Annotated in this window: 11 protein-coding genes; 10 read left to right on the plus strand and 1 reads right to left on the minus strand. The window is 67.6% G+C overall.

Annotated elements, in window-relative coordinates:
- Positions 1–32: 32 nt before the first annotated feature.
- The 8 genes from ftsW to lpxC all read left to right on the plus strand — a co-directional run bounded on the left by ftsW (position 33) and on the right by lpxC (position 9328).
- On the plus strand, positions 33–1208 hold the full coding sequence (gene ftsW / locus THIARS_RS06560) for a putative lipid II flippase FtsW (RefSeq protein ID WP_245845775.1): 1176 nt from the start codon (positions 33–35) through the stop codon (positions 1206–1208).
- Between the two features lie 109 nt (positions 1209–1317).
- A complete protein-coding gene (gene murG / locus THIARS_RS06565; protein WP_094159942.1) occupies positions 1318–2391 on the plus strand; it encodes an undecaprenyldiphospho-muramoylpentapeptide beta-N-acetylglucosaminyltransferase in 1074 nt (357 codons plus the stop codon).
- Entirely contained in the window at positions 2388–3803 is a 1416-nt protein-coding gene (murC, locus tag THIARS_RS06570) for a UDP-N-acetylmuramate--L-alanine ligase (RefSeq protein ID WP_094159943.1), read from the plus strand. Before murG ends, murC begins: the two co-directional genes overlap by 4 nt.
- Complete coding sequence (locus THIARS_RS06575; RefSeq protein WP_094159944.1) at positions 3800–4789, plus strand: D-alanine--D-alanine ligase; 990 nt, start codon at positions 3800–3802, stop codon at positions 4787–4789. Before murC ends, THIARS_RS06575 begins: the two co-directional genes overlap by 4 nt.
- Entirely contained in the window at positions 4786–5598 is an 813-nt protein-coding gene (locus tag THIARS_RS06580) for a cell division protein FtsQ/DivIB (protein ID WP_245845598.1), read from the plus strand. The genes THIARS_RS06575 and THIARS_RS06580 overlap by 4 nt, the downstream gene beginning before the upstream one ends.
- Positions 5598–6842 carry a cell division protein FtsA gene (gene ftsA, locus THIARS_RS06585; protein ID WP_094159945.1) on the plus strand — a complete coding sequence of 415 codons (1245 nt, stop codon included), beginning with the start codon at positions 5598–5600 and terminating at the stop codon, positions 6840–6842. The genes THIARS_RS06580 and ftsA overlap by 1 nt, the downstream gene beginning before the upstream one ends.
- Positions 6843–6928: 86 nt before the next feature.
- Positions 6929–8125 carry a cell division protein FtsZ gene (gene ftsZ / locus THIARS_RS06590; protein WP_094159946.1) on the plus strand — a complete coding sequence of 399 codons (1197 nt, stop codon included), beginning with the start codon at positions 6929–6931 and terminating at the stop codon, positions 8123–8125.
- Positions 8126–8401: 276 nt separating this feature from the next.
- Positions 8402–9328: a UDP-3-O-acyl-N-acetylglucosamine deacetylase gene (gene lpxC / locus THIARS_RS06595; RefSeq protein WP_094159947.1), complete on the plus strand. Its 927-nt coding sequence runs from the start codon at positions 8402–8404 to the stop codon at positions 9326–9328.
- Positions 9329–9363: 35 nt separating this feature from the next.
- Here the strand turns inward: lpxC and THIARS_RS06600 are convergent, their stop codons facing one another.
- Entirely contained in the window at positions 9364–9837 is a 474-nt protein-coding gene (locus THIARS_RS06600; RefSeq protein ID WP_186436584.1) for a DciA family protein, read from the minus strand.
- Between the two features lie 174 nt (positions 9838–10011).
- Here THIARS_RS06600 and secA point away from each other — a divergent pair, with 174 nt between their 5' ends.
- Positions 10012–12807: a preprotein translocase subunit SecA gene (gene secA, locus THIARS_RS06605; RefSeq protein ID WP_094159949.1), complete on the plus strand. Its 2796-nt coding sequence runs from the start codon at positions 10012–10014 to the stop codon at positions 12805–12807.
- 129 nt (positions 12808–12936) lie between these two features.
- Positions 12937–14172, plus strand: coding sequence for a bifunctional glutamate N-acetyltransferase/amino-acid acetyltransferase ArgJ (argJ, locus tag THIARS_RS06610; RefSeq protein ID WP_094159950.1), 1236 nt, complete (start codon positions 12937–12939; stop codon positions 14170–14172).
- Positions 14173–14177: the final 5 nt, after the last annotated feature.

Here is a 14177-nt window from a genome sequence, read left to right on the forward strand (position 1 = left end):
GCCGCAAGCCGCGCAAGGACAAGCAGACCCCCATGCCGGTGCGTATCGGCTACGTGGGGCCGGCGGCGTCGCGCATGTTGGACTTCGATCAGAACCTGCTCTGGGTCATCGTGCTGCTTCTGGCCTTCGGCCTGGTCATGGTGTACTCGGCCACGGTCGCCATTCCCGAGGACCCGCACTACGCGCGCTGGTCGCAGTTCCACTTCTTCTGGCGCGACCTGGCCGCCGTGACGCTGGGCCTGGTCGGCGGCTGGGTGGTGTTCCAGTTTCCGATGAAAGTCTGGGAGCGCTGGGCGCCCTACCTCTTCGTGATTTCCCTTGTCATGTTGGTTGCCGTCCTGGTGCCATTCCTGGGCAAGGGCGTCAACGGCTCGCGGCGCTGGATTCCGCTCGGCGTGTTCAATTTCCAGCCCTCGGAGCTGGTCAAGCTCACCATCATTCTGTACGCGGCCGATTTCATCGTGCGCAAACAGGACGTCAAGCAGAGGTTCGGCAAGGCTTTCCTGCCGATGGCCGCCGCGCTCGGTTTCATCGGCGTGCTGCTGCTGGCCGAGCCGGACATGGGCGCCTTCCTGGTGATCGCCTCGGTGGCCATGGTCATCCTGTTTCTCGGCGGGGTGAACGGCAAGATGTTCACCGCGCTGACCGTGGTGATGATCGGCGCTTTCGTGCTGATGATCGTGTTGTCTCCCTGGCGGCGCGATCGCATCTTCGCCTACCTCAATCCCTGGGCCGAGGCCAACGCGCAGGGCAGCGCCTACCAGCTCGCCCACGCCCTCATCGCCATGGGGCGCGGTCACTGGCTCGGCGTGGGCCTGGGCGGCAGCGTGGAGAAGTTGCACTACCTGCCCGAACCGCAGACCGATTTCCTGCTCGCCATCATCGGCGAGGAGCTGGGTTTCGCCGGGGTGCTGGCCGTGACCCTGGTGTTCGCCTGGATCACCAAGCGCGCCTTCGACATCGGCCGCCAGGCGCTGGCCTCCGACCGCATGTTCTCGGCCCTGGTGGCCCAGGGTGTCGGAGTTCTCATCGGCGGCCAGGCCTTCATCAATATCGGCGTCAATCTGGGGTTGCTGCCGACCAAGGGCCTGACCCTGCCGCTGCTGAGCTACGGCGGCTCGGCCACGCTGGTGTCGCTGCTGGCGCTCGCCATCCTGCTGCGCGTGGATTTCGAAAACCGCGTGCTCATGCGTGGAGGCCACGTATGAGCACGCGGTTTCGGAGCAGGCTCACTTGCGCGCAGCGCAAGTTATGCCGGAGCCACAACGGCAAGCCGCAAGGCTGCGCCACATCTTTGCTCATGCGTGGAGGCCACGTATGAGCACGCCGCGCACCGCCGTGATCATGGCTGGCGGCACCGGTGGCCATATCTTTCCCGGGCTTGCCGTGGGCGAGGGCCTGCGCACGGCCGGCTGGCAGGTGCACTGGATGGGCGCGCCGAACGGGATGGAGGCGCGGCTGGTTCCCGCGCAGGGCTATCCGATGCTGTGGGTGAACTTCGGCGGCCTGCGCGGCAAGGGCCTGACGACCAGGCTGCTGCTGCCTCTGCGCCTGCTGCGCGCGTTCTGGCAGGCCCTGCGTGCGCTGCGCCGCGTGCGTCCCGGCGTGGTGCTGGGCATGGGCGGCTACATCACCGTGCCAGGCGGACTGATGAGCGACTGGGCCGGTGCGAAGCTGGTGCTGCACGAGCAAAACGCCGTGGCCGGCATGAGCAACCGCCTGCTGGCCAGGTTGGCGGACCGCGTGCTCACCGCTTTTCCCCACACCTTGCCGAACGGGGACTGGGTCGGCAACCCCGTGCGGCAGGGCATCCGCGATCTGGCTCCGCCCGCGCAGCGCTACGGCGCCCGCAGCGGGCCGCTGCGCATTCTCGTGGTGGGGGGCAGCCTGGGCGCGGCAGCGTTGAACGAACGGGTGCCGCAGGCCTTGGCCCTGCTCGACCCGCAGCAGCGCCCGACGGTGCTGCACCAGAGCGGGCGCGGGCATCTGCAGGCCCTGCTGCAGCGCTATGCGGAACTGGGCTTGCAGGCCGACTGCCGCGAGTTCATCGACGACATGGCTGCGGCGTACGCCGAGGCCGATCTCGTGATCTGCCGCGCGGGTGCCTCGACCGTGAGCGAGGTGGCCTGTGCCGGCGTGGCCGCGCTGTTCGTGCCGTTCCCGCACGCGGTGGACGACCACCAGACCGCCAACGCGCGTTTCCTGGCCGAACCGGGCGCGGCCCTGCTCGTGCAGCAAAAGGAGCTGACTCCCGAGCGCCTGGCCGCCGAACTGCGCGATCTCAGCCGGCCCCGCCTGCTGACGATGGCGCAGCAGGCCCATGGCCTGGCCCGCCGCGACGCGGTCGAGCGCATCGTCGCGGCGTGCGAGGCCTTGGAGAATCCACGATGAAACACGCCATTCAACACATTCATTTCGTCGGCATCGGCGGCGCCGGCATGAGCGGCATCGCCGAGGTCCTGCTCAATCTGGGCTACGCCGTCAGCGGCACCGATCTCGCCGAAAACGGTGCGGTGCTGCGCCTGCGCTCCCTGGGCGCGCGCATCGCGCTCGGCCACGACGCCGCGCATATCGCCGGGGCCGACGCGGTGGTCGTGTCCACCGCGGTGGGGCCGGACAACCCCGAGGTGCGCGCCGCCCGAGCCCGCCATATTCCCGTGGTGCCGCGCGCGGTGATGCTGGCCGAGCTGATGCGCCTCAAGCGCGGCATCGCCATCGCCGGCACGCACGGCAAGACGACGACGACCAGCCTGGTGGCCAGCGTGCTGGCCGAGGGCGGGCTCGATCCCACCTTCGTCATCGGCGGACGGCTCAACAGCGCCGGCACCCATGCCAAGCTGGGGCAGGGCGAGTACATCGTGGTCGAGGCCGACGAGTCCGATGCGTCCTTTCTCAACCTGCTGCCCGTCATGGCGGTGGTGACGAACATCGACGCCGATCACATGGACACCTACGGTCACGACATGGCCAGGCTGCGCCAGGCCTTCGTCGCGTTCATCGCCCGCCTGCCGTTCTACGGCGCGGCCATTCTGTGCGTGGACGATCCCGGGGTCAGGGCGATTCTTCCTTTTGTTTCCAAGCCGGTGACGCCTTACGGATTGAGCGAGGAGGCGCAGGTGCGCGCGATCGACGTGCGCGCCGAGAACGGCCGCATGCACTTCACCGCGCTGCGGCACAACGGCGTGATGCTGCCGCCGCTCGCGGTCACGCTCAACCTGCCGGGATTGCACAACGTGCGCAATGCGCTGGCCGCCATCGCGGTGGCGGCCGAGCTCGGCGTGGACGATGCCGCGGTGGTCAAGGCGCTGACCGAGTTCCACGGCGTGGGCCGGCGTTTCCAGCGCTACGGCGAGATCGACCTGCCCGCGGGCGGACGATTCACGCTGATCGACGACTACGGCCACCATCCGGTGGAAATGGCGGCAACGCTGGACGCGGCGCGCGGCGCGTACCCGGGCCGGCGCATCGTGCTGGCGTTCCAGCCGCACCGCTACACCCGCACGCGCGATCTGTTCGAGGATTTCGTCGCCGTGCTCGGCCAGGCCGACGCGGTCCTGCTGGCCGAGGTGTACGCGGCGGGCGAGCCGCCCATCGTCGCCGCCGACGGGCGCAGCCTGGCGCGCGCGCTGCGCGTGGCCGGCAAGGCCGAGCCGGTTTTCGTCGACGACATCGGGGCCATGCCGCGGGCCGTCCTCGATCTGGCGCGGGATGGCGACGTGGTGCTGTGCATGGGCGCCGGCTCCATCGGCGGTGTGCCGCAACAGGTCGTGGATCTCGCGCTCAGCATGGAGGGGCAGGCATGAACCGGATCGAAAGCACCACGATCGACCCGCGCGCCCTGGGTCGGGTGGCCGTGCTCATGGGCGGCTCGTCGAGCGAGCGCGAAGTCTCGCTGATGTCCGGCAAGGGCGTTCTCGCCGCGCTGCAGGCGCGGGGGGTTGACGCCATCGCCTTCGATCCGGCCGAGCGCGCCCTCTGCGAACTGTGCGCACTGGCCGTACAGCGCGTGTTCATCGCCCTGCACGGCCGGCATGGGGAGGACGGCACGGTGCAGGGTGCGCTCGAACTGCTCGGCATCCCCTACACCGGCCCCGGGGTGATGGCGTCGGCCCTGGCCATCGACAAGCACATGACCAAGCGTCTTTGGCAATGCGAGGGGCTGTCCACCCCAGCCTGGCGGATGGTGGCGAGCCCGGCGCAGGCGCACGCCGCGGCACACGAACTCGGCTTGCCGTTGATGTTCAAGGCTTCCCACGAGGGGTCGACGCTCGGCCTGGCGCGTGCCGATACCGCGCAGCAGGTCGATGCGGCCTATGCCGAGGCGGCGCGTTTCGACGCCGCCGTGCTGGCCGAGCAGTTCATCGCCGGCGACGAGGTGACCTGCGGCGTGCTGGGCGAGGGCGCCGGCGCGGTGGCGCTGCCGCTCATCCACATCGTGGCGCCCGGCGGCAACTACGACTTCGAGCACAAATACTTCAGCGACGAGACCCAGTACATCTGCCCGAGCGGCCTGCCGCCGGCGGAGGAGCAGGCCATCGCCGAACTCGTGCTGGCGAGCTACCGCACGCTCGGATGCCGCGGCTGGGGGCGGGCCGACATCATGATTCGCGCCACCGACCGCAAGCCCTTCCTGCTGGAACTCAACACCAGCCCGGGGATGACGGGCCACTCCCTGGTGCCGCTGGCCGCGCGCGTGGCGGGCCTGAACTACGAGGATCTGTGCCTGCGCATCCTGGCCGATGCCCGCCTGGACAGCGGCACGGGCGCCGTTCCCGGAGCACGACCGTGACGCGCGAACTGCCCCTGGACATCCGGTTGATGAACGTCACCAGCCGCGCGCTGCTGTGGCTGTTCATGCTCGGCGCCTTGGCGGTGGCCGGCAACTGGCTTGTCCAGCGTCCCTGGTGGGCCATTCGAAGCGTGCGTGTCGAAGGCAATTTGCAGCACGTCAGCGCCACGGCGCTGCGCGGCGAGGCGCTGCCGCGACTGCAGGGGAATTTCTTCACGGTCAGCCTGGCCGCCGCGCAGCAGGCGTTCGACCAGGTGCCCTGGGTGCGCAAGGCTGTGGTGCAGCGCGTGTGGCCGCTCTCGCTCCTGGTCACGCTCGAGGCGCAGCAGCCGCTGGCTTTCTGGAGCGACGGCAGCTCGGTGGTGGGTCTGGTCAATACCCACGGACAACTGTTCGAGGCCAATCTGGGCGAGGTGCAGGACATGGCGCTACCCAGCTTCTCCGGTCCGGCCGGCAGCGAGGGACGGGTGGCGCAGATGTATGCCGAGCTTTCCCGGGATTTCGCGCCGCTGAAATGGAAGATCGTCAAGCTGGAGATGGGCGCCGAGGGCAACTGGCGGGTGCAGGTCGAGGACGGGCCCAGGTTGGATCTGGGCAGCGATCACGACGCGCAGGCCTTCCAGCAGCGCCTGCAGCGTTTCCTCGTGCTGGCGCCGCGCGTGCAGGCGCGCTACGGACGTGCGCTGACGAGCGCCGATCTGCGCTACAGCAACGGCTTTGCCGTGCGCCTGGCGGGAGTGGATTTGCCGGGCGGAAAACCCGATTCGAAAACGACGCAAAGACAAGGCAAGGCGAGGGAGCACAGGTGATGGCGAAGGATTACAAGGATCTGGTGGTGGGGCTGGACATCGGCACGTCCAAGGTGCTGGCGATGGTGGCCGAAATCCTGCCGCAGCAGGACAGCCCGGCGGCCAAGCTCAAGATCGTGGGCATGGGGCAGGCCGCCACGGCCGGCATGCGCCGCGGCGTGGTGGTGGACATCGAGGCCACGGTGCAGTCCATCCAGGCCGCGCTGAAGGAGGCCGAGCTGATGGCCGACTGCCGCATCACGCGCGTGATCACCGGCATCACCGGCAGCCATATCCGCGGCCAGAACTCGGAAGGCATGGTGGCGATCAAGGACCGCGAGGTGACGCAGAACGACGTGTCGCGCGTGATCGAAACCGCCAAGGCGGTCAACATCCCCACCGACCAGCGCCTGCTGCTGGTGGAGCCGCAGGAATTCATCATCGACGGCCAGGAGGTCAAGGAGCCGGTGGGCATGAGCGGCATCCGCTTGGAGACCAAGGTGCACATCGTCACCGGCGCGCAGACCGCGGCCGAGAACGTCATCAAGTGCGTGCGCCGCTGCGGCCTCGAAGTCGACGCCGTGGTGCTGCACCCGCTGGCCTCCAGCCATGCCGTGCTCACGGAAGACGAAAAGGAACTGGGCGTGGTGCTGGTGGACGTGGGCGCCGGCGTGACCGACGTGGCCATCTACACCGGCGGCTCGATCCGGCATACCGCCATCATCCCCATCGCCGGCGAGCTCATCACCAGCGACATCGCCATGGCGCTGCGCACGCCGACCAAGGACGCCGAAGACATCAAGATCGAGCATGGCGTCGCCAAGCAGCTGCTCGCCGGCGTGGACGAGCGGCTGGAGGTTCCGGGCCTCGGCGACCGCGGGCCGCGCATGCTCTCGCGCCAGGCGCTGGCCGGAGTCATCGAGCCGCGCGTGGAGGAAATCTTTTCCCTGGTGCAACAGGTGGTGCGCGACTCGGGTTTCGAGGAGCTGTTGTCCTCAGGCGTGGTGCTCACCGGCGGCGCGGCGCAGATGCCGGGCATGGTCGAGTTGGGCGAGGACATTTTTCTCAAGCCCGTGCGGCTTGGTTTGCCGCAATACACCGGGCCGCTTTCCGACATGGTGCGCAGTCCGCGCAACGCGACGGCGATGGGGCTCCTGGTGGAGGCGCAGACGCAGCGCCAGCGCGGTGCGCGCATCGCGCAGAAAGCCGGCAGCGCCGGCACGCTGGTGACGAGGATACGCGACTGGTTCGCGGGAAATTTCTAAAGATTCAACGGGGCTTGCCACTGCGAGGTGGCTGGCATGGAGTGGGCAGGAGAGGGTCTTTTTCTTTTTATCGACGGAGGTGCATCATGGCTTTTGAAATGATCGAGGACGCAAGCGACAGCGCGTTCAACAGCGGAACCAACATCAAGGTGATCGGCATGGGCGGCGGCGGCGGCAACGCCGTCGAGCACATGATCCAGTGCGGCGTGAAAGGCGTCGAGTTCATTTGCGCCAACACCGATGCGCAGGCGCTGAAGGTGTCGAGCTCGCACCGCTTCATCCAGCTCGGCAAGACCGGTCTGGGCGCCGGCGGCAAGCCGCAAGTGGGGCGTGACGCGGCCGAGCAGGCGCAGTCCGAAATCCGCGACGCGCTGGCCGGCGCGCACATGCTGTTCATCACGGCCGGCATGGGCGGCGGCACGGGCACCGGCGCCGCACCGGTGGTGGCACGCATCGCGCGCGAAATGGGCATCCTCACCGTCGCGGTGGTGACCAAACCCTTCGAGTTCGAGGGTACCAAGCGCCTGTCGAACGCCGAAAGCGGCCTGGAGGAACTGGAAAAGCATGTCGACTCCCTGATCATCGTGCTCAACGAGAAACTGCTCGAGGTCTATGGCGACGACATCTCGCAGAAGGAGGCCTTCGCCAAGGCCAACGACGTGCTGAAGAACGCCACCGGCGGCATCGCCGAGATCATCAATGTTCCGGGCATGATCAACGCCGACTTCGAGGACGTGAAGACGGTGATGGGCGAACCGGGCAAGGCCATGATGGGCACCGCCGTGGCCAGCGGCGCCGACCGTGCCCGTCTGGCAGCCGAGCAGGCCGTGGTCTGCCCGCTGCTCGACGGCGTGGATCTTTCGGGAGCCAAGGGCGTGCTGGTCAACATCACCGCGGACGACTCGCTCAAGCTGTCCGAGACGCGCGAGGCGATGAACGCCATCCGCGCTTATGCCGCGCCCGACGCCCACATCATCTTCGGCACCGTGAACGATCCGACCATGGGCGATTCGCTGCGCGTGACCGTGCTGGCGACCGGCCTGTCGCGCGCCAAGGCCGCCATGAAGGTGGCTCCCGCGCTGACGGTGCTGCGCACGGGTACGGATTCCATGCCCATGGCCATGGGGGGCATGCAGTCCGGCAAACCGGTCGACGAGCATCAGATTCCGGCCATCTGGCGCAACCCGCGCGGCAACGCGCCGTCGGCCCATGTCAATGCGCTGATGCAAAGCGGCATGGACGAGTTGGAGATCCCGGCCTTCCTGCGCAAGCAGGCGGATTGAGGGGATTGTTCGACGAGAGATCGACGTCGATAGGGTTCCCGCCTCCTGCGACGCCTCCGGTCGCATGCGGCGGCAGATCCGATGAAGGCCGGCGGATGGCCCCGTTCCGCCCGGCATGGATCGGATCTCATCTCGCCTCTTAGGGCCTGGCGCCTAGGGTGGCCGGTCGGTGTGCGCTGCCTCCCGCACGCCGACCGGCCCGTAGGGTGATTCACGCGTCATTAAAATAGGCACTGGTTATCAATGATTGTGAATCGATTGCAAAAACGACCAGCCATGTTGTCTCAACGCACCATCCGTTCGGCCAACCGCGCCGTGGGTGTCGGCCTGCACAGCAGCGAGCGCGTCGAACTCACGCTGCACCCGGCCCCGCCCGACACCGGCATCGTGTTCCGGCGCACCGACCTGCCGCAGCCCGTGACCATCGCCCTGCACCCCCAAGCCGTGGTGGACACGCGCATGGCCACCACGCTGGGCGCGGGCGACGCGAAAATCCACACCGTCGAGCATCTGCTCTCCGCCTGCGCCGGGTTGGGCATCGACAATCTGCTGGTGGACGTCGACGCCGAGGAAATTCCCATCCTCGACGGATCGGCGTCAAGCTTCGTCTACCTGCTGCAGTCGGCCGGCCTGCAGCAGCAAGCGGCGCCCAAGCGTTTCATCCGCATGCGCCATGCCGTCGAGGTTCGCAGCAGCGACCGCGACGGCGAGAAATGGGCGCGCCTGGAACCGCACGACGGCTTCCGCCTGCGTTTCGCCATCGAGTTCGATCATCCCGCCATCGACCAGACCGTGCAGGACTACAGCTTCGATTTCGACATGCAGGCCTATGTGCGCGACATCGCGCGCGCGCGCACCTTCGGTTTCATGCGCGACGTCGACGCGCTGCGCGAGCTGGGCCTGGCCCAGGGTGGGAGCATGGAAAACGCGATCGTGATGGACGAGTCGCGCATCCTCAACCAGGAAGGGCTGCGTTTCGACGCCGAATTCGTCAAGCACAAGATGCTCGACGCCATCGGCGATCTGTACGTCATCGGTCATCCCATCATCGGCGCCTACAGCGCCTACCGCAGCGGACATGCGGTCAACAACGCCTTGCTGCGCGCCGTGCTGGCCGACCCGGATTCCTACGACATCGTCAGTTTCGCCGACGCCGCCGACGCGCCTGCCGGGTATCGCGACACGCTCAAGGCTGCGGCCTGAGCGGGCACGCCCGCCGCGGCGCACGCGCGCTCATCTCAATCTTCGTGATCCCGCGCATGGCGCGCGCGCAGCTCGCGCAGGCGCGCACGCACCGCGGCTGGCGCCTGCGAGGTCGTCACGGTCGGGTCAAGCGCCCGGCTCGGCGCCTGCGGCGAGCCGGGCTCGTTCACCCGCACCGCGATGCGCTGCACGGGCCACTGCGCCTGCTGCAAGTGGCGCAGCAGCAAGGGTCTATACAGTTTGAGCTTGGCCGCCACCGCCGACGAGGATGCCGTCAGGTGCCATGTTCCTTCCGCCCATTTGCCCGGGCGCACGGCCTCGACCAGTTCCGAGGGCAGCGCCGTGCGCAGCGCGGCCCACATTTTTTGCGATGTGAGCGCTTGCTCCTTGAGGGCCATCAAGGTTTGCGTACGCTGCATCCACTGCGGCAGCATGGCCATGGTGACCGCTGGCGGGGAGCGGAACTCGGATCGGCGCGTCTTGCGCGGCCGTGGGGCGTTGGGGGTCATGAGGACCGCAAAGGTGGCATGGGCGTCATTGTCATGCAGGACGGAGCAGACTCGCGCCATGGGGGCGCTGAGTAGAATGAATATTTCTTCGCGATGGCACGCGGGGCGCATCGCATACCCCAGCCAGGGCCGTGGTTGGTTCCAGCCCGACGCGTGCCACACCCAGACCGACCCATGCCCGCATCCTTCCTGACACGACTTTTCGGCAGCCGCAACGAGCGGCTGCTGCGCCAATACAGGCGCGTGGCGCAGCGCATCAACGCGCTGGAAGCCCAGTTCGAAAAACTCACCGACGAGGAACTGCGGGGCAAGACCGCCGAGTTCAAGCAACAGGTGGCCAATGGGCGCAGCCTCGACGACCTGCTCCCCGAAGCCTTCGCCGTCGTGCGCGAGGGCGGCAAGCGCGCGCTGCGCATGCGGCATTTCGACGTGCAGCTCATCGGCGGCATGGCGCTGCACGACGGCAAGATCGCCGAAATGCGCACCGGCGAAGGCAAGACCCTGGTGGGCACCTTGCCGGTCTATCTCAACGCCCTCACCGGCAAGGGCGTGCATGTCGTCACCGTGAACGATTACCTCGCCCAGCGCGATGCGCAGTGGATGAGCAAGCTCTACAACTTCCTGGGCTTGAGCGTGGGCATCAACCTGCCCAACCTGGCGCGCGAGGACAAGCAGGCGGCCTACGCCGCCGACATCACCTACGGCACGAACAACGAATACGGCTTCGACTACCTGCGCGACAACATGGTGTTCGAACCCGGCGAGCGCGTGCAGCGGGGCTTGCACTACGCGTTGATCGACGAGGTCGATTCCATCCTGATCGACGAGGCACGCACACCGCTCATCATCTCCGGCCAGGCGGACGACAACACCGACCTCTACCTCAAGCTCAACAAGGTGGTTCCCCTGCTGGAGCGGCAGATCGGGGAGGAGGACCCGCTCACCGGCAAGGGCGTGGAAAAGCCCGGCGATTTCACGGTGGACGAGAAGAGCCACCAGGTCTACCTGACCGAAGCCGGCCACGAGAAGGCCGAGCGCATTCTCGGCGAGATGGGGCTGATCCCCGAGGGCAGCACCCTCTACGACCCGGCCAATATCGCGCTGATGCACCATCTGTACGCGGCGCTGCGGGCCCATCATCTGTACCACCGCGATCAGCACTATGTGGTGCAGAACGGCGAGATCATCATCGTCGACGAATTCACCGGCCGCATCATGGCCGGACGACGCTGGTCCGACGGCCTGCACCAGGCTGTCGAAGCCAAGGAAGGCGTGCAGATCCAGAGCGAGAACCAGACGCTGGCGTCGATCACCTTCCAAAACTACTTCCGCATGTACGGCAAGCTCGCCGGCATGACCGGCACGGCCGATACCGAAGCCTACGAATTCCAGGAAATCTACAAGCTGGAAACCGTGGTGATTCCGACCAACCGGCCCAGCCAGCGCAAGGACTATCAGGACAAGGTCTACAAGTCCGCCAAGGAGCGCGACGAGGCGGTGGTGGCCGACATCAAGGATTGCTACGAGCGCGGCCAGCCGGTGCTGGTGGGCACGGCGTCCATCGAGGCCAGCGAGCACCTGTCCCAGCTGCTGAGTCGCGAAAAACTTCCGCACCAGGTGCTCAACGCCAAGCAGCACGCGCGCGAAGCGGAAATCGTCGCTCAGGCCGGGCGGCCGAAGATGATCACCATCGCCACCAATATGGCGGGCCGCGGTACCGACATCGTGCTGGGCGGCAACGTCGAGAAGCAGTGCGAGTTCATCGAAGCCGATGCGGCCTTGTCGGACGAGGAGAAGCGCCAGCGCATCGAAACCATCCGCAGCGAATGGCAGTCGCTGCACGATCACGTCATTGCCCAGGGCGGCCTGCACATCGTCGGCACCGAGCGCAGCGAGTCGCGCCGGGTCGACAACCAGCTGCGTGGCCGCTCCGGCCGCCAGGGTGATCCGGGTTCCTCCCGCTTCTACCTGTCGCTCGACGATTCGCTGATGCGCATTTTCGCGGGTGACCGCGTCCGCGCCATCATGGATCGCCTGAAGATGCCCGAAGGCGAGGCCATCGAGGCAGGCATGGTGACGCGCTCGATCGAATCCGCGCAGCGCAAGGTGGAGGCGCGCAATTTCGATGTCCGCAAGCAACTGCTCGAATACGACGACGTGGCCAACGAGCAGCGCAAGATCCTTTACGAGCAGCGCAACGCCATCCTCGACAATCAGGACGTGAGTGCCCAGATCGCCGACCTGCGCGAGGGCAGCGTGACCGATCTGGTGCACAACTTCGTGCCGGCGCAAAGCATGGAAGAGCAGTGGGACATTCCCGGGCTCGAGCGCGCCCTGCGCGACGACTGGCAAGTGGATGTGCCGCTGCAGGCCTGGATCGAGGATGACCAGACGATCACCGACGAAGATGTGCTCGAGCGCGTGCTCGATGCCGTGAATGCCCAGTACAAGGCCAAGGTCGAGACCGTCGGCGCCGCCAATTTCGCCAGCTTCGAGCGCATGGTCCTGCTGCAGTCTCTCGATCTGCACTGGCGCGAACACCTGTCCGCGCTCGACTACCTGCGCCAGGGCATTCACCTGCGCGGCTACGCGCAGAAGCAGCCCAAGCAGGAATACAAGCGCGAAGCCTTCGAACTCTTCGGCCAGATGCTCGACGCCGTGAAGAACGACGTCACCCGCACCCTGATGACGGTGCAGGTGCAGACCCAGGAGCAGGCCGAGGCGGCGGCGGAGCAGATCGAGCAGCGAGCCCAGAGCCTGCACAACCTCGTGTTCCAGCATCCAGAGGCGGGCGGGGCGGCGACCCAAGATGGCGAGATCGAAGGCGCAGAACTCGCCCTGGCCGGCGCCGCGACGGCGGGGCTGGTCATGCAGCCCAGCATCCATGCCGCGCCGAAGGTCGGGCGCAACGATCCTTGCCCATGCGGCAGCGGCAAGAAATACAAGCATTGCCACGGCAAGCTGACTTGAGATCGCACGCGGCCGTCCCGTCTTGCCTTGCGGCGGCGGGGGTGGTCCGCGCGCTTGCATCGGCGGCGGTCCGGAACCCATGGCCCCTTCCGGACGCCGACCCAACTCGACCCTGATGGAGAACGAGCCTTGGCTGTGAACCTGAACCCCCCCGATCCCGCTGCGCTGCATGCCGTGCCCGGTGTGCGTATCGGCGTGGCCCAGGCCGGCATCCGCAAGGCGGGCCGCAACGATCTGACGCTGTTCCTGTTCGATCCCGGCACCCTGGTGGCCGGCGTGTTCACGCGCAACCGTTTCTGCGCGGCGCCGGTGCAGGTGTGCCGCGAGCATCTGGGTGAGTCCCACTGTGCCCCGGTGCGCGCGCTGGTGGTGAATACCGGCTGTGCCAACGCCGGCACCGGCGAGCCTGGTTTGCGCGCGGCAAGGCGCAGTTGCGAGGCCGTGGCCGCGCTGGCCGGCGTGGCGCCGCGCGAGGTCCTGCCGTTCTCGACCGGGGTGATTCTCGAACCCCTGCCGCTGGAGCGGCTGGAGGCCGGGCTGCCGGCGGCCCTGGCCGACGCTCGGGCGAACGCCTGGGGCGACGCCGCGGCCGCGATCATGACCACCGACACCGTGCCCAAGGCCGCCAGCGCGCAGGTGGTGATCGACGGCGTGAACGTCACGATCAGCGGCATCGCCAAGGGCGCCGGCATGATCCGCCCCAACATGGCCACCATGCTGGGCTTCATCGCCACCGACGCGCCGGTTGCCGCCGGCGTGCTCGCGGAACTCGTGCGCGACGTGGCCGACGCCTCGTTCAACTGCATCACCGTCGATGGCGACACCTCGACCAACGACGCGCTGGTGATCGCGGCCACCGGACACGCTGCCCTGCCCGCCATCGACGATGTCGCAAGCCCCCCGGCGCGGGCCTTGCGCGAGGCCCTCGCCCGCGTCGCGCTGCAACTGGCGCAGGCCATCGTGCGCGATGGCGAAGGCGCGACCAAGTTCATCAGCATCCGGGTCGAAGGGGCCAAGTCCCGCGCGGAGGCGCGCCAGGTTGGATATGCGGTGGCCCATTCGCCGCTGGTGAAAACCGCGTTTTTCGCCAGCGACCCCAACCTCGGGCGGATTCTTGCCGCGGTCGGCTATGCCGGCGTCGACGACCTCGACGTGCGCGGCGTCGACCTCTATCTCGACGAGGTGCATGTGGCGACGCACGGCGGACGCCACCCGGATTACAAGGAAGTCGACGGCCAGCGGGTGATGGCCAAGCCGGAGATCGCCGTGCGCATCGCCCTCGGGCGCGGCCCGGCTGCGGCCACGCTATGGACCTGCGACCTGTCCCACGATTACGTCTCGATCAACGCCGACTACCGGAGCTGAGAGCC

This window comes from Thiomonas delicata, assembly GCF_900088825.1.
GTDB classification, from domain to species: domain Bacteria; phylum Pseudomonadota; class Gammaproteobacteria; order Burkholderiales; family Burkholderiaceae_C; genus Thiomonas_A; species Thiomonas_A delicata.

Excerpts from the sequence above, each read along its gene's own strand:
- ftsA (WP_094159945.1), top strand. The coding sequence starts at position 5,598 with ATGGCGAAGGATTACAAGGATCTGGTGGTGGGGCTGGACATCGGCACG.
- ftsW (WP_245845775.1), top strand. The coding sequence starts at position 33 with ATGCCGGTGCGTATCGGCTACGTGGGGCCGGCGGCGTCGCGCATGTTG.
- THIARS_RS06575 (WP_094159944.1), top strand. The coding sequence starts at position 3,800 with ATGAACCGGATCGAAAGCACCACGATCGACCCGCGCGCCCTGGGTCGG.
- secA (WP_094159949.1), top strand. The coding sequence starts at position 10,012 with ATGCCCGCATCCTTCCTGACACGACTTTTCGGCAGCCGCAACGAGCGG.
- THIARS_RS06600 (WP_186436584.1), bottom strand. The coding sequence starts at position 9,837 with ATGACCCCCAACGCCCCACGGCCGCGCAAGACGCGCCGATCCGAGTTC.
- murG (WP_094159942.1), top strand. The coding sequence starts at position 1,318 with ATGAGCACGCCGCGCACCGCCGTGATCATGGCTGGCGGCACCGGTGGC.
- lpxC (WP_094159947.1), top strand. The coding sequence starts at position 8,402 with ATGTTGTCTCAACGCACCATCCGTTCGGCCAACCGCGCCGTGGGTGTC.
- ftsZ (WP_094159946.1), top strand. The coding sequence starts at position 6,929 with ATGGCTTTTGAAATGATCGAGGACGCAAGCGACAGCGCGTTCAACAGC.
- murC (WP_094159943.1), top strand. The coding sequence starts at position 2,388 with ATGAAACACGCCATTCAACACATTCATTTCGTCGGCATCGGCGGCGCC.